The following is a 19121-nucleotide window of genomic DNA, read 5'->3' as shown; positions in this document are numbered from 1 at the left end:
AAGAGGCGAGACAGGAAAGGTAGGAAACAAATATGAAAAACAAAACAAATACCAAAAAGAAGAGTGCACATCATCAGACCGCAAAAAAGACTATGCAGCCGGAAAAACCTGTGAAAAAAATGCTTATAGATTATTATCTGATTCCACAGGAAGTATGTGCAACGCAGCTTGCAGAACTACTACCGGATTATCAGGAGAAGGCAGAAATCTGGCGTGAAATGGATCTGCTGGAACTGACATTAACACATGACACGATGGTATTTGAAGAGGCTGCAGAAGACTTTGAGAATCAGGAAGATCAGGTATACTTTGAAGAACACAAAATAAAGAAGGTATATGCGATCACCTATGATGCACTCGATGCAGAAGAAGTGAAACAGATTCTGGCAACGCTGCAGGAGAAACTTCAGGGAAGAGTCTGCAGAGAAGACGAGATACTGTAAGGTTCAAATAACATGTTCAGTTTGCGCACTGCTTTATTGGTGCTTACACTATATCATATGGGGAAAACTGAAAAATATGCCAGATATTTAAAAAAGAAGTGATTAAAAAATAACTGTTCAGAACCCACTGTATCTGTGAAAGCAATGAGCAGATACAAAATACAGGTAATCTGCTGTATAAAAAAAGAAAAAATGCACACACTTTTTCACAGATAGACATCCGGACTTACGGATGCAGTTGAAATGGAGGTTGTGACATGGATCAGACACAGGGCAGACAGAGCATCTGTTTTCAGAGGGCACCGCATTTAGTGGGGACTTCATCCGTAGTTGGAAAAAAGGAAGGAGAAGGACCGCTTGGCGGTGCTTTTTCTGTAGTTTCCCAGGATGATCTGTTCGGAGAAGACTGCTGGGAAAAAGCGGAAAGCGAAATGCAGAGGGAAGCGCTGGAACTGGCAATCCAGAACGCGGGAATTCCAAAAGAAAAGATCCGATATCTGTATGGCGGGGATCTGCTGGGACAATTGATTGCCACATCCTTTGGACTGGAGAGTTTTGAGATTCCGTGGTTTGGTATTTACGGGGCATGTTCTACCTGCGGAGAAGCACTGGCACTGGCTGCCATGACCGTTGCAGGAAATTACGGAGATTATACGGCGGCAGTGACATCCAGCCATTTTGCCAGTGCAGAGAAGCAGTTCCGTTTTCCCCTGGCATATGGCAACCAGAGACCGCTGTCAGCTACCTGGACTGTTACGGGAAGCGGCGCCTTTGTTTTGGGGAAAAATGGCGGTCATGTGAGAATTACCGGAATCACAGTGGGAAAAGTGGTGGACTATGGGGTACAAGATTCCATGAATATGGGAGCCTGCATGGCACCGGCGGCCAGCAACACTATTGCAGGCCACTTCCGGGACTTTGAAAATGGGCCGCTGGAGTATGACAAGATCATTACCGGAGATCTGGGATATGTGGGACAGGAGATTCTAATTGATCTGCTGAAAAAAGAAGGATATGACATCAGTCAGAAACATATGGATTGCGGAATTGAGATCTATGACCGGGAAAGGCAGGATACTCATTCAGGCGGAAGCGGATGTGGATGTTCGGCAACGGTACTTTCCGCACTGATTCTGCCGAAACTGGAAAAGGGGATCTGGAAAAGAGTGCTGTTTGTTCCTACTGGTGCATTAATGTCACCGGTTAGTTTTAATGAGGGACAGAGCGTTCCGGGAATTGCCCATGGAATTGTACTGGAGCACTGCTGATATAGGTGTGTTGATCGGAAAGGAGCAGACTATGGATTATATTCGTGCATTCTGGGTAGGAGGGCTGATCTGTGTACTGGTGCAGATCCTGATAGAGAATACCAAACTGATGCCGGGCAGAATTATGGTGATTCTGGTAGTGACAGGTGTGTTTCTGGGAGCCTTTGGAATATTCCCGTATCTGAAGGAATATGCCGGGGCAGGTGTGACAGTGCCTCTGCTTGGTTTTGGAAATAACCTGTGGGAGGGCGTAAAAAAAGCCGTGGATGAAGACGGCTTTCTCGGATTATTCAAAGGTGGTTTTACGGCAGCGGCGGTGGGCACCTCGTCGGCACTGATATTTTCTTATATTGCCAGTCTGGTAACTCAGCCGCGAATGAAAAAATAAGATGGTTGGTAACTGTTCAGAAACAACTATCTGTGAATGCTGAGGCATTCTTGAATGAACAGATACGATGGATGTTACTGTTCATGCATCTGATCCAGCATGCGCATGAGAAGACTGGATACAGCGTCCGGGAACTGCTGGATCTGTTTAATACGGATAAAAGAATCCCCGTAGATACGCCGCAGACCGGAGATGGCATAATCACCGCCCCAGAAAATAGCTGCCACAGAGATGCCATCCGACCTGAGAGAACGTATGGCATCACGGGTATCTTCTACGGCAAGCTCTTCTCGGTAATCCTTACTGTGAAAAAGGCTGTTTTCCAGCCAGGCTTTTCTGGAATCAGAAGGCATGGCATCCGTCAGAATCAGCACAATCCGTTTGGTGTGCAGGTGATCAGGCCGTTCCATGAGAGCACGGATTGCCTGAAATGCCAGACCGTCACGGTTATTTCCTGCTGTGAAGTAGTGAAAGATGCCATCTGCAGACGCATCTTCATAGGTCTTCAGAGACTGAAGTATGGTGTAACCGCGGATGCTGCGAAAACTGGTTACCTGCACCGGAATCTGCAAAGAAAGAAAGCTTGCAGCAATCAGATAAGCCTGAGCGGCAATAGCTTCCTGCTCATTACAGCGAGAACTGGATGCGTCCAGAACCAGATCCACGGAAAAATCGGGAACCGGCCAGATGATTTCTCGGTAAAAAACAGACAGGTCATACATGGCGGGAATCCGGTATACCTGTCCGGGATTCAGACGTCCACTCTGCACGCGTACCAGATCAGGTTCCTGCTGTTCTTCCAGTACCTGTTTCAGATGTTCGGTAATCTGGTGAATACTGCGGTCATAGTAGCGTTTATCCTTCTGGTAGTAAGCCAGATTTTTTTTATGCTGTGTTTCCTGTTCTTCACCGAATACCAGGTCAGGGGAAGTGGCACCGGCATACCAGAGACTGCTTTTTGCGTGATACCTGGTGCAGAAGCGTGTTTGTATCTGCTCCATCTGTTCAGGCGAAAACAGGCAGGGACCGAAAGTGTGAAGTATAAAATCCCGGTCTTCTTTGGCAGTAGTCTGGCTGAGCAGGTGTTTGCCGGCTATATAGAGACGGGCAGGAAACGTCTTTTTCCCTTCAGCATCGGCATCGGATACCCGGATATGAAAGTCACCGGAGAAGATCTGGCCAAGAACAACGAGAAAAAGACCTGCACCCACGAATTTGGCAGTTTCAGACTTGCGGGCTGCCAGCGGCTGATAATAAAAATATTTTCGGAAAATGGATTTCATTTCTTTTACCAGTTCTTCATCGGTAAGTATAGCTGCCTTTTCCATGGCATCAGCCAGATCCAGTTCTCTTTTGGAGAAACCGGCCAGATCCATATGCAGCACACGCTGCCAGTGAATCAGAGCCTGGCGTTCCCATCCCAGTTCCTGATAGCGGGAAGTTGGGAGAAATTCAGTCAGATGCACCCTGGCATAATCTTCCCTCAGAGAAATAAGAGACGGGCGCTGGTGGAAGTGTCTGTGAAAAACTGTCTGTTCCAGTACAAGCTGGGCCAGGGAGCGGAACTTTTTCGGCTTGCGTCCAAAGTCCAGCCCTTTGAGAAAAGGCATCAGAATATCCTCTGACATGGAAGCATAGCCCAGACCCTCCAGCGTATTCAGATAGAGAACCGGTTCGTTATTACCATGGAAAAACAGATACAGGGGCTCAAAATCATAACGGCCTGCAGCAGTCCATACCATATTGGAAGCTCTTTTTTTGACAGATTGATTCAGTTCCATGACTTTGGGACCCTCGCTGCAATGACATCGTGAACAATGGCTCGTTCCGTAGAATCAAAAACCTTGTTGGACAGTCCCATATCGCAGGCATCCAGAGGGGAAAGTCCAAGCTTCATCAGGGCAACAGCATCAAGAAGTCCACGAAGATCCACAGCTCGCGGACTGATTTCTGCATTTTCTGCCTTGCCATCCAGCTCATAAAAGATAGCACAGAGCTGACGGCACATAGCTTTGCTGATTTCCGGATATTCTGCCTTTAACAGATGAGTCAGTTGTTTTTCAGTTATCACAGGCATCTGGAGAACCAGAAAACGAGATCCCAGAGCCTCATTTAATTCTCTGGTTCCGGCATATCCGTAATTCATGGTGCCGATAAAACGAGTGGCAGGATGCAGGGTGATCCGGTCGTAGCCTGACACTTCCAGAATCCGGCGGTAATCCAGTGTGGCGTGAAGTACAGCCATAGCTTCGTTTTTTGCCATGTTGATTTCATCCAGAATACTAAATCCCCCATATTGCGCACACTGATAAATAGGACCTGGACGGAAGACTACTTTTTCCCCGTCGAAGGTATCCGTTCCGATCAGATAAGAGGCATCCACATTCACATGAAAGGACACATTCCAGCTGGGACGCCCGAAGATCCAGGCAAGATTTTCTGCCAGCACATTTTTTCCGGTTGCCTTTGGTCCTGCCAGAAGCAGATTCTTTTCACACAGCAGCGCACAGATTGCCTTTTCTAATATCTCCTTTCCCAGGTAATGGAAACGGGGAGGCTCCTGCACCCCTCGTATTCCTTCCGGAACAGATTCTTTATCAAAACGCTTTCGGAAGCGTTCCATTTCGTTTTGCAGTTCAGGGCTGACACCGGCCTGATCCATCCAGTTCATATATCCAATCTCCTTTGTAATGCGTAATTGTGAAAAAACAATTACTGCCAAGTATTCATAGTCAGGATCATTATACCCCTGTTTTTTTAATTCGAAAAGACGAGATGCGCAAGAGTGTAAAAAGGAAAATGCAGATATCGGAAGATATATAGTATTGTACTGAAATAAATACAAGAACAAGAGCCTGGGAATCATATTAATAATTGACAGAAAGTTTATTAGTAGTATAATTTCTTCTTGGAGAAAAGTTTAGTAAAAACATATTTTAAGTTTAGCAAAGAAAAATCGGAGGCGAACATTTCAGAATGGAACTGGAATATATTAACGAGAAGATCGGAAGAAAAATCCGGGACCTGAGAAACCGCAACGGACTGACCCAACAGGAACTGGCAGACCGCACAGAACTGACCAAGGGATTTATTTCCCAGCTGGAAAGAGGACAGGTTTCTCCGTCGGTTGTGACCCTTTTGGATCTGATCGAGTGTCTTGGAACCACTGCTGCAGATTTTTTCAAAGAAACGGAAGAAGAACAGGTGGTATTTTCTGAAAAAGGATATTTCGAAAAAATCGACGATGCAGGGAATAGCATTCAGTGGATCGTGCCGACTGCCCAGCGTTACCGCATGGAACCACTGCTGGTAGTAGTCCAGCCACATCAGACACTGGAAGAAGACAAGCCTCATGACGGAGAAGAATTCGGATACGTCATGTCAGGGAGACTGAATGTGATCCTGGGAGATCAGATCTATCATGTCAAGGCTGGAGAGAGCTTCTATTATCCCGCCAAGAAGATACACCGCATTGAGAATCCGGGACAGCGGCCGGCAAAGTTTATCTGGATCAGTACACCACCAATGTTCTGATTATAGGGCTATGTGCCAGCAGCACAAGCCTTGCACCGACCGAAGTGGAACGGAAAGATGAGAGCGCGAAGCATGTAACAATCCGTGTAATCTAAATGTTGACATTTTAGCAATTATTAAGAAAGAAGAGAGGGAGCCAAATGGGAACATCAGAAAATATCATTGAACTGAAGCATATTACCAGAACCTACGAGGATGGGTTCTCGGCGGTAGAAGATTTTAATCTGGAAGTAAAACGGGGAGAGTTTGTTACATTCCTTGGTCCTTCCGGATGTGGAAAGACAACAACTTTACGAATGATTGCAGGATTTGACATCCCGACATCGGGAGAGATTTTATTAAATGGGAAGCCAATCACGAATCTTCCTCCGAATAAACGGCCAATCAATACGGTATTCCAGCGTTATGCCTTATTCCCACATATGAATATTTTTGAGAATATTGCGTTCGGGCTGAAGCAGAAAAAAACACCGAAGGATGTGATTGAAAAAAAGGTGAAAAAGGTGCTGGCACTGGTAGATCTAGAAGGGTTTGAGAATCGTAGTGTGTCTACGCTTTCCGGTGGACAGCAGCAGAGAATTGCCATAGCAAGAGCACTGGTAAACGAGCCGGAAATACTGCTTTTGGATGAACCGCTGGGTGCGCTGGATCTGAAGATGAGAAAAGAGATGCAGATCGAGTTAAAAGCTATGCACGATGAACTTGGAATTACCTTCATCTATGTAACTCATGATCAGGAAGAAGCACTGACCATGTCAGATAAGATTGTGGTTATGTCAGAAGGAAAAATGCAGCAGATCGGTACACCGGAAGATATTTATAATGAGCCAAAGAATGCTTTTGTGGCTGACTTTATCGGAGAAAGTAATATCTTTAATGGTATCATGACCGGTAAGTTGAAAGCACGTTTCTGTGGCGGTGAATTTGAATGCGTTGATGATATTGAACAGGGAACTCATATTACAGCAGTTGTCCGTCCGGAAGATGTGGAACTGACCCCGCCGGGACAGGGAATTATCTCGGGAGTGGTAGATTCTGTGATCTTCAAGGGCATGCATTATGAGATTACCGTGGTTTCAGGTAAGAATGAAATGGTGATTCAGTCTGTAAAGTCTGCTGCACCGGGAGAACGGGTAGGCATGAAGGTAGATCCTCAGAATATTCATATTATGATTGCAGAAGACCATACCAATATCTTTTCAGCAGATATTAACCAGGACTTCCACCTGGAATACAATGGCCATATTCTGGATACCAGCGTGACAAAGATTATCAAAGGAAGCAGAAGAACAGAGGATGGAACGCTTCTGGATGCTCATGGAGAAGTAATTGATCCGAAGAAAACCAAGATCATGGTTTCTATCCAGCCTTCCGATATTCATATGACAGACAATATGGAAGAAGGAATTGTACAGGGATATATCAGCAATCTGATCTATAAAGGTGACCATTACAGCTATGTCATTCATACAGATCTGGAACAGGATTTCATAGTCAATGATGAATACCTGTGGAACATGGATGACCAGGTAGGACTTCTCATGCCGGTAGATAAGATGAAGTTTGCATTAAAGAGATAGGAGACGGATATGCGTAAATTTTCATTTTCCAGAAAAAGTCTCGGAGTTCCTTATGCATTATTTTTATTTGTATTTGTGATTGCTCCGCTGCTTGTATTATTTTATTATGCGTTTACAGATGGACAGGGGCAGTTTACCATTGCCAATCTGACTGGATTCTTCACGAATCCAAATACGCTTGGAACCTTGTGCTACAGTTTTGCCCTGGCAATTGTGACTACAGCAGTATGTCTTTTGCTGGCCTATCCGATTGCCTATATTCTGGCATTCAGCAATATTAAAAGTAAGTCCGTGATTCTGATGCTGTTTGTTATGCCGATGTGGATCAATTTTTCACTGCGTATTACGGCATTAAAAGAAGTACTGACTGTGCTGGAAGGCAATCTTGCCATGCATCCGTTTCTGAATGCGGTGATAGGTATGACCTATGACTTCCTGCCATTTATGATCCTGCCGATCTACACCACCATATCAAGGCTGGATAAGGCACTGCGGGAAGCGGCCATGGATCTTGGCGCTAATGAATTTGAAACATTTTTGAAAATCACACTGCCGTTATCCGTACCAGGTATTATCAGTGGTGTGTCCATGGTATTTTTACCGGCGATGACCAACTATGTAGTACTGGATATGCTGTATAACAGCACTTACATCATGGGCAGCTTGATTGGCAGCTATTTTGCAGCCTACAACTGGCACGGCGGATCCATGATTGCACTGATCCTGCTGGGAATTATCTGTCTGTTTACTTTACTGACAGGCGGCTCAGAGGAAGAAAATACGAGAGGAGGTGCCCTGTTATAATGAGAAAATATATCAAAGGAATGTTTCTTGGGCTTGTACTGCTGTTTCTTTACCTGCCGATTTTTATCCTGGCAGTATACAGCTTTACAGATGCCACCAATATAGGTGCGATTCGAGGCTTCTCCCTTCATAATTATGTGACCTTATTTACCACACCGGAGCTTTTGGGGATGATTGGCGGAACGATTCTTCTTGCACTGGGAGCAGCGTTTCTGGCTACCCTACTTGGAACCATGGGTGCCATCGGTGCCTTTTATTCCAAAAAGAAGACGACAAAGGTGATCTCCACCATGAATCAGGTGCCGGTAGTTAATGCAGATGTAGTAACCGGTTTTTCCCTGTGTATTTTACTGGTAGTGGTACTGGGAGTAAGCAAAGATACCTTTGTACCGCTGGTAGTAGGACATGTGATTCTGTGCGCTCCTTTTGTTTATCTGTCAGTTATGCCAAAGATCCGGCAGATGGATCCAAGTATCTATGAAGCGGCGCTTGACCTTGGGGCAACCCCTTTTGTGGCGCTGATACAGATCGTGATTCCACAGATCCTGCCGGGTATTATCTCAGGATTTGCCCTAGCAGTGACACTGTCTCTGGATGATTATTTTGTTGCCACTTATACCAAGCCGGCCACCTTTGATACCATCAGTACCTATGTGGTAAATGCGACGAAGGGGGCTCAGACTACCATCAAAACAGCGCTATGGGCATTGTCCACAGTGATTTTCCTGATTGTGCTGGTACTTGTGGCTGTAATGAATCTGCGGGCGAACAAGAATGGCTCAGAAAGGGTGGATGCGTAAGATGAAAAAGAAAATCAGAACCGGTATGACGCTGGCGGCAACTGTAGCCCTGGCTGTGTCTGGATATCCTTATGCATCTCTGACGGGAAGTTATGCTTTTGCAGAAGAAAAAGATACCAGTGCAAAAGAAGTGACTCTGCGTGTATGCAACTGGGAAGAGTATATTGACCTGGGTGACTGGGATGAGGATGAAACGATTGATCTGGAAAGCGGAGATATCATTGGTGAGAATTCCATGGTGAAGGATTTTGAAGAATGGTATTATGAAACTTACGGCGTAAAGGTGAATGTAGAGTATTCTACGTTCGGAACCAATGAAGACCTATACAATATGCTGACATTGGGAGATGTATATGATCTGGTCTGCCCGTCTGAATATATGATTATGAAGCTGATGGCAGAGGACAGACTGGTTCCACTGTCAGATCATTTCTTTGACGAGACAGACGAGAACAATTATTACAGCAAAGGCGTTTCTCCTTACATCCGAAATATTTTCGAAAATAATGAAATCAACGGAGAAACATGGGGAAAATATGCGGCTGGATATATGTGGGGACTGACCGGTATTGTATACAATCCGGAAGAAGTCAGCGAAGAGGATGCCAGAAGCTGGAAGATCCTTGACAATCCGGATTATAAACGTCAGGTAACGATCAAAGATAATGTGAGAGATTCCTATTTTGCAGCAGTTGGTGCACTGAAATCCGATCTGCTTACGTCAGACAGTTTTCGTAATGATCCGGATTACAGGCAAAAGCTGGTGGATGAGATGAATGACACCTCGCCGGAGACCATTCAGGCAGTTCAGGATTATCTGCAGGATGTTAAAAATAATGCCTATTCCTTTGAAACAGATTCCGGAAAAGCAGATATGATTACCGGAAAGGTGCTGGCGAATTATCAGTGGTCCGGTGATGCGGTCTACACCATGGATCAGGCAGAAGAAGATGGCGTATTTTTGGATTATGCGGTACCGGAAGAATCGACCAATATATATTTTGACGGATGGGTCATGCTGAAAAGCGGTATCGGAGAAGATAAAGACAAGCAGCAGGCGGCAGAGGCATTTATTAATTTTAATTCCAGACCGGACAATGCTATCCGGAATATGTACTATATTGGCTATACTTCTGTCATTTCCGGAGGGGACGACCCAAGAGTCTTTGAGTATGCCGACTGGAATTATGGGGCAGAAGATGAGGAAGAAGAGACAGTAGACTATGATCTTGCGTATTTCTTTACGGAAGATACAGACAGCGAAGATTATGTGATTACTGCACCGGCAGAACAGGCGAGACGGCAGCTGTATGCCCAGTATCCGGATGCAGATGCCATGGAGAGATCATCCATCATGATTTATTTTGATGATGCACAGAACCAGGCAATCAATCAGATGTGGGTCAGTGTCCGCTGCTTTAATATTCACGATGTTCCGGCATGGATATGGACAATTACAGCTATTCTTGTTATAGTAATACTGGTATGTCTGATTCGTAATATGAAGAAAAAACATACACAGAATTAAAAAGAGGAAAATATATATGCCAGTATTTGATTTTAGCGGTGCATCTGAGAGTAAAAAGATTACAGAGTGCACTTATGAAGTATTTTATTCGGATAATTCAAGCCCAACACCACAGCAGCCGATTATGGTGCTGGATAACAGTAAGAACAAATGGAAACACCATTCCTGCGGTATCTTTTTAAATCCAACGAAGAGAACCGCATTTGAGTTTAAAGAAGATGATGAGACTATCCGGGCAGATATTCTGAAGATTGATGCGAGATTTGTCAGTCTTCTGCGCTGGCTGGGAGAGAATCATATCAATGTGTGTCTTTCAGGGGAGAATCTGGAAGAAGGATACGCAGTCTATAAGATTCGTGAGATCGCATTTGGAGGCGGAACCAAGTTATCAGCGGAAGACGGATTCTTACAGTTCATGATTGAACGTCTTCTGGAAAGCAGTGCGCCGGAAGATGAAGTAGAAGAGGAAGACCGGGAAGAGACAGGAGATGAAATGAAGCTGACCAGCATACAGAGCATCACCGATTTTATGACCTGTGCCGGTCGAACTATGCCGGATAACATTCGCCTCTGGGCAAGAAGAAATCTGGCAGTGGCCAGATCCCATGAGGTGTCTCAGGAGGAACGGCGTCATGCGCAAAGAGCTTTGTCTATTATGATGAATATTCAGTGGAAGAATAATTATTTTGAAGCGATTGATCCGCAGGAAGCCAGAAGAATTCTGGATGAGGAACTGTATGGTATGGAGCGGGTAAAGCAGCGTATCATTGAGACCATTATCCAGATCAACCGTACCCATACCCTTCCGGCATACGGACTTCTCCTGATCGGACCGGCAGGTACCGGAAAGTCCCAGATTGCCTATGCAGTTGCCCGGATTTTAAAGCTTCCGTGGACCACGTTGGATATGAGCTCAATCAATGATCCGGAACAGCTTACCGGAAGCTCCAGAATCTATGCCAATGCCAAGCCGGGTATTATCATGGATGCATTTTCCATGGCAGGGGCGTCCAATCTGGTATTTATCATCAATGAGCTGGATAAAGCAAATTCCGGAAAAGGCAACGGCAATCCGGCAGACGTACTGCTGACCCTTCTGGATAATCTGGGATTTACAGATAACTATATGGAATGCATGATTCCAACTGTGGGTGTATATCCGATTGCCACAGCCAATGAAAAGGATCAGATCAGTGCACCGTTGATGTCCCGTTTTGCAGTGATTGAGATCCCAGACTATACTACAGAAGAGAAGAAGGTCATTTTCTCAAAATTTGCACTCCCAAAGGTTCTCAGACGCATGAGCCTGAAGGAAGAAGAATGTATTGTGACAGAGGATGCGCTGGATGCGGTAATTGACCGATACCGTGATACTTCCGGTATCCGTGATCTGGAGCAGGCAGCAGAACATATTGCAGCCAATGCACTGTATCAGATAGAGGTAGATCATGTACCGCAGGTGGTATTTGACAAAGATATGGTCAATGCACTACTGGACTAAATTTATTTTGAGCTTCGGAGAGATTCATGCTATACTGTATGAAGAGAAAGTTGGAAAACATACGGGAGGTATTTACTATGAATAAAGTGATCACAATCAGCCGTGAATATGGTGCAGGTGGACATTCCATCGGAACAAAGGTGGCAGAGACACTGGGGATTCCGTTTTATGACCGTGATATTGTCCGCGCAACGGTAGAAGAGAGCGGTTTTGAGAAGAAATTGATTGAAAAAGAAGAGGAAGACCGTTCTACAGGTGATGATATCTGGAAAAAGATCAGTTCCATTTCCAGCTCTTATTTTAATGATTCACAGGATGCCATTCATGAGATCCAGAAAGCCATCATCATTAAGATGGCACAGAAGGGACCTTGCGTCATTCTTGGACGCTGTGCGGATGTGATTTTAAAAGAAGCTGAGATCGACACGCTGAATGTATTCATTCATGCAGATGAACTGCACAGAGGCGTGCGTGTGACAGAACTGACCGGTACGAAGAACGCTACCGAGATTCAGAAGATGCTGTCCAAGAGAGACCGTGCCAGACACAATTACTACAATCATTACAGCAATGGCCGTAAATGGGGCGACAGCCACAACTACGATATGACACTGGACAGTGGTAAGCTGGGCTATGATTTGTGTGTGAAACTGATCGTGGAAGCAGCATCTGAAGCAGAAGAATAGAAAAAACGGGCATGGAGATGGGATTTCCATGTCCGTTTTTGCATATAGGAAATGAAGGGGGAGACGGAATATGTCAAAGACCAGTGAAAGAGTAAGAAAAGAATGGAAAATCGGGGATGCAAAAAGAGATGCAGGGCTGACTACCCCGGAAGATATTGAACGTTTTGACAATATTGCTTACGGATCAGATCCGGTATGGAACCTTCTGGATGTTTACCGGCCAAAGGAGCAGAAAGGGAAACTGCCGGTGATTGTCAATATCCATGGCGGTGGCTGGGTATACGGAAATAAGGAAATCTATCAGTTTTATGGAATGTCTCTTGCACAGAAAGGGTTTGCCGTAGTGAATTTTAATTACCGCCTGGCACCGGAGAATCAGTTTCCGGCACAGCTCTGTGACGTCAACTCAGTGGTAGAATGGATGTATCAGAATCAGGATACCTATGGACTGGATATGGAGAGAGTATTCATGGTGGGAGATTCAGCAGGAGCCCACCTGTGTGGTCTGTACAGTGCCATCTGCACAGATGCAGACTATGCTGCAGAGTATCCTTTTACCGTGCCACGTCGATTTGTGCCGACCGCAGTGGCATTAAATTGTGGAGTATACTGTCCGCTGGGTGAGAAAAATGTGATAGGAAGCGAAGATGACAAGGATTTGATGGAAGATCTTCTACCGGAAAAGGGATCGGAAAGGGAGAGAAAGATGGTCAATGTGACGGATCATGTGAATCCTCATTTTCCACCGGTGTATCTCATGACCTGTGTGGGGGATTTCTGTTATCCACAGGCTTTTCTTCTGGAAGAGGAATTGAAAAAACAGGGAGTAGAATATACTTTCCGGATCTATGGTACAGAGGAAAAACCATTGTATCACGTATTTCATGTGAATATGAAGGAACCTGCAGGAGCTGAATGTAATACACAGGAATGTGAGTTTTTTCACAGAAAGGGGTTGAATGATTGATTTCAAAAACCATGCATGCGCTGCTGCATGCCTTATCATATGGTAATATAGACGTAGAATCATCCAGGAGACTGGCAGATCTGAAAAAGCTGGATGCCCTTCGGATTTTTCTGAAAAAACTGGATACCGGAATCTATAACGGAGATTATGAAGTACCGGTCAGACTATATTTCCCGACAGAAGAAGATATGAAGCTGGAACCGGAGGAGCGAAGCAATCTGTCTGTGTTGCTCTTTTTTCATGGCGGCGGCTGGGTGACAGAGAGTGTAGAGACTTATAACCGTGTCTGTGCACGAATGGCGCAGTCAACGGGATGTATTGTAGCCTCGGTAGAATACCGCCTGGCACCGGAGTATCGTTTTCCGACGGCATTTGAGGACTGTTATGCAGCGGCGAAGGCATTGTATACGAATCATAGTATTCTGAAAATTCATCCTGATCAGATCACGATTATGGGGGATTCTGCAGGGGGTAACCTGACAGCGGCAGTCTGTCTGAAGGCAAGAGATACAGGAGACTTTACACCAAAACGTCAGATCCTGATTTATCCGGCATTGAATAATTGCTATACAGAAGAGTCACCATACCCTTCCGTACAGGAAAATGGTACGGACTATCTTCTGACCTCTGTGAAGATGGAAGATTATCTGAAGCTGTACGAGAGTAGTCCGCAGGACCGGCAGAATCCGTATTTTGCACCGCTGATGGCAGAAGATTTTTCCGGCCTTCCAAGAACCCTGATCCTGACGGCAGAACTGGATCCGCTCAGAGATGAGGGCGAGGATTACGGGAAAAAGCTTCTGAACGCCGGAAACGAAGTGGACGTACACAGGATTGAAGGAGCCTTTCATGGCTTCTTTGCCCTGGGAATCCTTTTTCTGCATGTGCAGGAGAGTTTTACATATATCAATGCATTTCTGAAGGGAAGCGAAGAATAATGGAAACAGGCTATTCGAGGTGGAGAAAGCTGGATAATGCGGCACTGGCATTTCCGCTGGTGACCGGAAAAAATGATACCAGGGTATTCCGGTTTTACTGTGAATGCAAGGAAAACGTAGATCCGGAGATTTTGCAGCAGGCTCTGGATGAGACTATGAAAAGATATCCATTGTTTCAGGCAGTACTGCGTAAAGGCCTGTTCTGGTTTTACCTGGAGCGCAGGGATATTCTTCCGGTGGTGAAGGAAGAAAAGAAACCTCCGTGCAGCAGCTTATATATTCCGGATAAAAAGACCCTGCTTTTTGAAGTGACTTATTATAAAAAACGTATCAATTTTGAAGTTTATCATGCGCTGACAGACGGCACCGGAGCCATGCATTTCCTGCAGGAACTGGTGCAGAATTATTTGATATTACTTCATCCGGAAGAAGAGCTGAGTAAGATCTGTCTGGATGAAGTGAGTACGCCTGGAGATCAGGAAGAAGACAGTTTTTCACAGTATTATACGGCAGAGAGCGGCAGGGCAGAGAGAAAGTCTCATGCTGTGCGCCTGAAAGGCGAAAAGCTGCCTCATGAGGATATGAAGATTACCGAACTGAATATTCCGGTGAAGGAGATCCATAAGAAAGCGAAATCTTATGGAGTGTCCATTACCATATTTCTGGCGGCGGTTATGCTCTGCGCCATTGGAGAAGAGATTCCAAGGAACAAAAGAAAAAGACCGGTTGCATTGATGATTCCGGTAAATCTCCGCAATTATTTTCCGTCCCAGTCTATGACAAATTTCTTTGGATGGATTGAGGTGGGACATACCTTTACAGAAAACACGACTTTAAAAGAAGTGGTGGATCACGTAAAAGTACAGTTTGAACAGGGACTGTCAAGAGAGAATGTAGCACAGCGAATGAGTGGATATGTCCGGCTGGAGAAGAATCCGGTAATACGTGCAGTACCGTTGGAGATAAAAAAATATTTCCTGATGCTGGGGGCGTCTCTGGGAAGCCGGAGTATTACCGCCGTTTATTCTAATATTGGAATTGTTCGGTTCTCGCCTGGATATGAAAAATATATAGATCATTTTGGTATTTTTGCCAGTACGAATATTCTGCAGCTGTGTTCCTGTTCATATCAGGATCAGATGCTGCTTGGTTTTACTTCCAAGCTGCCGAATGACAATATCCAGAGAAATTTCCAGAAAATTTTAAGAGAAGAAGAGGTTGGTTTCAGGGAAGAAGAGCAGGATTTTCCGGGAAGAAACCAGGAACTGGAAAAAGAAGGAAAGCAGATTTTCCGTCTGTTTACATTTCTGTGTCTTGTGGCAGTGGTTGCAAGTGCAGTGCTGGATTATCTGATAACCGGAGATTTGAACTGGTTCTGGTTTGTGGCGGCAGGAACAGTGTGCACTTGGCTGCTGGTAGCAGTGGCTTACAGTAAGCGGCGCAATATTCTGAAAAATGAGATGTGGCAGCTTCTTCTGGTCACCATACTGGCAGTGTTGTGGGATCATTATACGGGCTGGATTGGCTGGTCACTGGATTTTGTACTGCCGATCGGTGCATTGGGCGTGCTGTGTTCCATGGCAGTGATTGCCAGAGTACAGCATCTGGAAAGAGAAGAATATCTGTTTTATCTGGTTCAGGCAGCCATGGCGGGATGTATACCGGTGATACTGACATTTTTGAACTTAACGACCTTTGTGTATCCGTCAGTGATCTGTTCCGGAATCAGCTTTCTGGTATTGGCAGGACTTCTGATTTTTCAGAAAAAAGATACACTCAGAGAATTTCATAAGAAATTGAGGATGTGAAAATGACAATTTATGATATTGCACGGGAAGCGGGGGTTTCTGCCAGTACGGTTTCCCGCGTTATCAACAAACGTCCGGGTATCAGTGAGAGCACCCGAAAAAAGGTGCAGAAGATTCTGGATGAATATCACTACATTCCGGATGTCGCAGCCAGAGGGCTGGTAACACAGGCATCCCGGTTTATTGGTATATTGATTGAAGATATCAGGGTATCACACCATACAGAGTCTGCCTATGTCATTGAACAGGAGATGACGCGGCAGGGATATACCTGCATTACCTTCAGTACAGGTGGTGACAGCAAAAAGAAGGCACAGTATATACAGATTCTGGAACAGCGGCGTGTGGAAGGAGCTATTTTTATCGGTTCTATGTTTGAAATCGAGGAAGTGAAGGAGAGCGTAAAGCAGCACCTTTCTAATATTCCGATTGTAGTAATGAATGGAGATCTGGATCTGCCCAATACCTACAGTGTTCAGACAGATGAGGAACGGGGCATAGAGGAAGCGGTTGCGCTGCTGGCGCAAAAGGGACGGAAGAATCTGGCATATCTTATGGATGTGGCAAATCCGGCAAATAAAAGAAAGCAGCGTGGGTTTACCACGGGGATGTTGCGTCTGGGAATGGAAGGCGCAGAGAGAATGATTTTTGCAGAAGTGGACGGAACGGCAGGTCCCAGAAGCTCTGTAGAACGCGGCCGAATGGAGACTGTTGAACTGCTAAAAAAAATGCCGGCTGTGGATGGCATTCTCTGTGAGACAGATATGCTGGCAGTAGGCTGTATGAAGGAACTGAAAAGACAGGGGATCCGAATACCGGAGCAGACAGCGATTATAGGAGTAGACAATACGCTGTATGGACAGGTCTGTTCGCCGACACTGACAACGATAGATAACAAATCGGGAGATATGAGTCTGGCAGCGGCAAACACGCTGATGGATGTACTGCAGGGACGCCCGGTAAACCACCGGATGATACTTCCGGCAGAAGTGATCCGGAGAGAAAGTACATAAAAGAGAATGAGAAAGAGACAGTGATTTCATGGAAGCATGGAGTTGCTGTCTTTTGAGATATAGAAAGAAATATTTCGTATCTGTTCAGTACCTTCACAGATACGAAGCCAAAATTCAATAAAATCGCCTTTGGCGATAGAATTTTGGCGTGAATGTTTCGGGATTTTGGCATATTCATGCCAAAACACCTCGCGGAACAGTGGGTTCTGAACAGTTACAAATATTCCATAAAGACGCAGAGCTATTTGCCGGTGAACAGTTGTTTTGTGCCGGCCGGAACGAAGAAAAGATGCGCGGGATGAAATCGATTGCAATAAGATAACAGGAGGATAAAGCGTATAAAAATATATGATAAATATAAGAAAAATTATAAAATATGTATATTGCCAAAATAGTTTATAAATGATAATATATGAAACATAACAATGCAATCGATTGCAAATAAGGATATCTTAATTCACGGAGGAAGCATGATGAGAAATTTTACAGATCTGACAAGAAGAAAAGCAATTGTAACAGGTGGTACCAGAGGTCTGGGACACGGTATGGCAGAAGGTCTGATGGAAGCGGGGGCAGAAGTAGTAATTGTAGGATCCTCTGATAAAGTATATACAGTAGCAGAAGAATTTATCAAAAAGGGATACCAGTGTCATGGCGCAGTTGTCAATCTGGGAGATCCACAGGATCGCGCCAGAGGATTTGAAGAGGCAGTGGCAAAACTGGGAGATCATCTGGATATTCTGGTGAATGCTGCGGGAGTACAGCGACGTCATCCGAGCGAAGAGTTTCCTGTAGAAGATTATAACTATGTAATAGAAGTAAACCAGAATGCAGTTTTTGACTGGTGCCAGCGAGCAGCAAAGAAATTCATAGCACAGGACAGCAAGGGAAAGATCATTAATATTGCATCCATGTTATCCTTCTTTGGTGGCTATACAGTTCCGGCATATGCAGCATCCAAGGGAGCGGTGGCACAGCTTACCAAAGCATTCTGCAATGAGTGGGCATCTAAGAAGATTAATGTAAATGCACTGGCACCTGGGTATATGGATACCGAGATGAATACGGCACTGACTGATCCGTCAAATCCAAGGTGTGCAGAGATCACCGGACGTATTCCGGCACATGTATGGGGAACTCCGGAAGATATGAAAGGCCCGTGCGTATTTCTGGCATCTGACGCATCGGATTACCTCAATGGGGCAATCATCCCGGTAGATGGCGGATATCTTGTAAAATAATGAGCAGTAACAATATTCTTTTGGTAAGATTAAATTCCACAGAAGTGTGGGATTTAATCTTGCAAATGGGGTTTTTGAAAAAAAGTCGAAAAAAATTGAAAAAATGTGTTGACAAATACTGGCACGGGTGCTAATATAATAGAGTTGTCTGACAGAGACAGTGAGAAACACAAAACTTCAATCGAAAGATTGAAAAAGTTGAAAAAGTTGTTGACAAACTTCTGAAACAGTGATATGATATCAAAGTTACTGTTGAGAGACAAAACAACAAAGAACCTTGATAATTGAACAGTGAAACAACCTTGAAAGATTCTAAAAGTTAATTCAAGGAACTGACCTTATAAAACAGTAAAAGGGATAGATTAGCTAGACGTTAATTTTGATCCCGGAATCAAACATTTATTTTGAGAGTTTGATCCTGGCTCAGGATGAACGCTGGCGGCGTGCTTAACACATGCAAGTCGAGCGAAGCGCTTAAGAAAGATTCTTCGGAGGAAATCTTATGTGACTGAGCGGCGGACGGGTGAGTAACGCGTGGGTAACCTGCCTCATACAGGGGGATAACAGTTAGAAATGACTGCTAATACCGCATAAGCGCACAGTGCCGCATGGCACCGTGTGA

Annotated in this window: 17 protein-coding genes and 1 rRNA gene; 16 read left to right on the top strand and 2 right to left on the bottom strand. The window is 44.9% G+C overall.

Annotated elements, in window-relative coordinates:
• The first annotated feature begins 32 nt into the window (after window positions 1–32).
• From H8716_RS14550 to H8716_RS14540, 3 genes are all read left to right on the top strand, one after another.
• Window positions 33–443 carry a hypothetical protein gene (locus H8716_RS14550; protein ID WP_249309759.1) on the top strand — a complete coding sequence of 137 codons (411 nt, stop codon included), beginning with the start codon at window positions 33–35 and terminating at the stop codon, window positions 441–443.
• A gap of 257 nt (window positions 444–700) precedes the next feature.
• Window positions 701–1711 carry a stage V sporulation protein AD gene (locus tag H8716_RS14545; protein ID WP_249309758.1) on the top strand — a complete coding sequence of 337 codons (1011 nt, stop codon included), beginning with the start codon at window positions 701–703 and terminating at the stop codon, window positions 1709–1711.
• Between the two features lie 31 nt (window positions 1712–1742).
• Window positions 1743–2099 carry a SpoVA/SpoVAEb family sporulation membrane protein gene (locus tag H8716_RS14540; protein WP_249309810.1) on the top strand — a complete coding sequence of 119 codons (357 nt, stop codon included), beginning with the start codon at window positions 1743–1745 and terminating at the stop codon, window positions 2097–2099.
• Window positions 2100–2173: 74 nt separating this feature from the next.
• On the opposite strand, the gene H8716_RS14535 is transcribed toward H8716_RS14540, so the two are convergent.
• Both H8716_RS14535 and H8716_RS14530 read right to left on the bottom strand, forming a co-directional pair.
• Entirely contained in the window at window positions 2174–3880 is a 1707-nt protein-coding gene (locus H8716_RS14535) for a hypothetical protein (protein WP_249309757.1), read from the bottom strand.
• Window positions 3871–4770 carry an AAA family ATPase gene (locus H8716_RS14530; RefSeq protein WP_249309756.1) on the bottom strand — a complete coding sequence of 300 codons (900 nt, stop codon included), beginning with the start codon at window positions 4768–4770 and terminating at the stop codon, window positions 3871–3873. The genes H8716_RS14535 and H8716_RS14530 overlap by 10 nt, the downstream gene beginning before the upstream one ends.
• A gap of 305 nt (window positions 4771–5075) precedes the next feature.
• On the opposite strand from H8716_RS14530, the gene H8716_RS14525 reads away from it, so the two are divergent.
• The 13 genes from H8716_RS14525 to H8716_RS14465 form a co-directional block, all read left to right on the top strand.
• Window positions 5076–5633: a helix-turn-helix domain-containing protein gene (locus H8716_RS14525; RefSeq protein ID WP_249309755.1), complete on the top strand. Its 558-nt coding sequence runs from the start codon at window positions 5076–5078 to the stop codon at window positions 5631–5633.
• Window positions 5634–5773: 140 nt separating this feature from the next.
• Window positions 5774–7213 carry an ABC transporter ATP-binding protein gene (locus H8716_RS14520; RefSeq protein WP_249309754.1) on the top strand — a complete coding sequence of 480 codons (1440 nt, stop codon included), beginning with the start codon at window positions 5774–5776 and terminating at the stop codon, window positions 7211–7213.
• Between the two features lie 9 nt (window positions 7214–7222).
• Window positions 7223–8017 (top strand): ABC transporter permease, encoded by a 795-nt coding sequence (locus H8716_RS14515; protein WP_249309753.1) that lies wholly within the window; start codon window positions 7223–7225, stop codon window positions 8015–8017.
• Window positions 8017–8817 (top strand): ABC transporter permease, encoded by an 801-nt coding sequence (locus H8716_RS14510; protein WP_249309752.1) that lies wholly within the window; start codon window positions 8017–8019, stop codon window positions 8815–8817. The genes H8716_RS14515 and H8716_RS14510 overlap by 1 nt, the downstream gene beginning before the upstream one ends.
• 1 nt (window position 8818) lies before the next feature.
• Window positions 8819–10345, top strand: coding sequence for an extracellular solute-binding protein (locus H8716_RS14505; protein WP_330606649.1), 1527 nt, complete (start codon window positions 8819–8821; stop codon window positions 10343–10345).
• 16 nt (window positions 10346–10361) lie between these two features.
• A complete protein-coding gene (locus H8716_RS14500; protein ID WP_249309751.1) occupies window positions 10362–11846 on the top strand; it encodes an AAA family ATPase in 1485 nt (494 codons plus the stop codon).
• Window positions 11847–11923: 77 nt separating this feature from the next.
• Complete coding sequence (locus tag H8716_RS14495; protein ID WP_249309750.1) at window positions 11924–12532, top strand: cytidylate kinase-like family protein; 609 nt, start codon at window positions 11924–11926, stop codon at window positions 12530–12532.
• A 70-nt stretch (window positions 12533–12602) separates the two neighbouring features.
• A complete protein-coding gene (locus H8716_RS14490) occupies window positions 12603–13499 on the top strand; it encodes an alpha/beta hydrolase (protein ID WP_249309749.1) in 897 nt (298 codons plus the stop codon).
• Window positions 13500–13510: 11 nt separating this feature from the next.
• Window positions 13511–14437, top strand: coding sequence for an alpha/beta hydrolase (locus H8716_RS14485; protein ID WP_249309808.1), 927 nt, complete (start codon window positions 13511–13513; stop codon window positions 14435–14437).
• Window positions 14437–16245, top strand: a complete 1809-nt coding sequence (locus H8716_RS14480) for a DUF6320 domain-containing protein (protein WP_249309748.1) — start codon at window positions 14437–14439, stop codon at window positions 16243–16245. The genes H8716_RS14485 and H8716_RS14480 overlap by 1 nt, the downstream gene beginning before the upstream one ends.
• 2 nt (window positions 16246–16247) lie before the next feature.
• Window positions 16248–17258, top strand: a complete 1011-nt coding sequence (locus H8716_RS14475) for a LacI family DNA-binding transcriptional regulator (RefSeq protein ID WP_249309747.1) — start codon at window positions 16248–16250, stop codon at window positions 17256–17258.
• Window positions 17259–17728: 470 nt separating this feature from the next.
• Window positions 17729–18499: an SDR family NAD(P)-dependent oxidoreductase gene (locus H8716_RS14470; RefSeq protein ID WP_249309746.1), complete on the top strand. Its 771-nt coding sequence runs from the start codon at window positions 17729–17731 to the stop codon at window positions 18497–18499.
• Between the two features lie 400 nt (window positions 18500–18899).
• Window positions 18900–19121: ribosomal RNA gene (locus H8716_RS14465) — 16S ribosomal RNA — on the top strand; the annotation flags it as partial.

Source organism: Jingyaoa shaoxingensis, assembly GCF_014385005.1.
Lineage (GTDB): Bacteria > Bacillota > Clostridia > Lachnospirales > Lachnospiraceae > Marvinbryantia > Marvinbryantia shaoxingensis.
This window is presented reverse-complemented; position numbering and strand designations above follow the sequence as displayed.

Excerpts from the sequence above, each read along its gene's own strand:
- H8716_RS14530 (WP_249309756.1), bottom strand. The coding sequence starts at position 4,770 with ATGAACTGGATGGATCAGGCCGGTGTCAGCCCTGAACTGCAAAACGAA.
- H8716_RS14505 (WP_330606649.1), top strand. The coding sequence starts at position 8,819 with ATGAAAAAGAAAATCAGAACCGGTATGACGCTGGCGGCAACTGTAGCC.
- H8716_RS14485 (WP_249309808.1), top strand. The coding sequence starts at position 13,511 with ATGCATGCGCTGCTGCATGCCTTATCATATGGTAATATAGACGTAGAA.
- H8716_RS14550 (WP_249309759.1), top strand. The coding sequence starts at position 33 with ATGAAAAACAAAACAAATACCAAAAAGAAGAGTGCACATCATCAGACC.
- H8716_RS14470 (WP_249309746.1), top strand. The coding sequence starts at position 17,729 with ATGATGAGAAATTTTACAGATCTGACAAGAAGAAAAGCAATTGTAACA.
- H8716_RS14545 (WP_249309758.1), top strand. The coding sequence starts at position 701 with ATGGATCAGACACAGGGCAGACAGAGCATCTGTTTTCAGAGGGCACCG.
- H8716_RS14515 (WP_249309753.1), top strand. The coding sequence starts at position 7,223 with ATGCGTAAATTTTCATTTTCCAGAAAAAGTCTCGGAGTTCCTTATGCA.
- H8716_RS14510 (WP_249309752.1), top strand. The coding sequence starts at position 8,017 with ATGAGAAAATATATCAAAGGAATGTTTCTTGGGCTTGTACTGCTGTTT.
- H8716_RS14495 (WP_249309750.1), top strand. The coding sequence starts at position 11,924 with ATGAATAAAGTGATCACAATCAGCCGTGAATATGGTGCAGGTGGACAT.
- H8716_RS14520 (WP_249309754.1), top strand. The coding sequence starts at position 5,774 with ATGGGAACATCAGAAAATATCATTGAACTGAAGCATATTACCAGAACC.
- H8716_RS14525 (WP_249309755.1), top strand. The coding sequence starts at position 5,076 with ATGGAACTGGAATATATTAACGAGAAGATCGGAAGAAAAATCCGGGAC.
- H8716_RS14475 (WP_249309747.1), top strand. The coding sequence starts at position 16,248 with ATGACAATTTATGATATTGCACGGGAAGCGGGGGTTTCTGCCAGTACG.
- H8716_RS14535 (WP_249309757.1), bottom strand. The coding sequence starts at position 3,880 with ATGGAACTGAATCAATCTGTCAAAAAAAGAGCTTCCAATATGGTATGG.
- H8716_RS14500 (WP_249309751.1), top strand. The coding sequence starts at position 10,362 with ATGCCAGTATTTGATTTTAGCGGTGCATCTGAGAGTAAAAAGATTACA.
- H8716_RS14490 (WP_249309749.1), top strand. The coding sequence starts at position 12,603 with ATGTCAAAGACCAGTGAAAGAGTAAGAAAAGAATGGAAAATCGGGGAT.
- H8716_RS14480 (WP_249309748.1), top strand. The coding sequence starts at position 14,437 with ATGGAAACAGGCTATTCGAGGTGGAGAAAGCTGGATAATGCGGCACTG.
- H8716_RS14540 (WP_249309810.1), top strand. The coding sequence starts at position 1,743 with ATGGATTATATTCGTGCATTCTGGGTAGGAGGGCTGATCTGTGTACTG.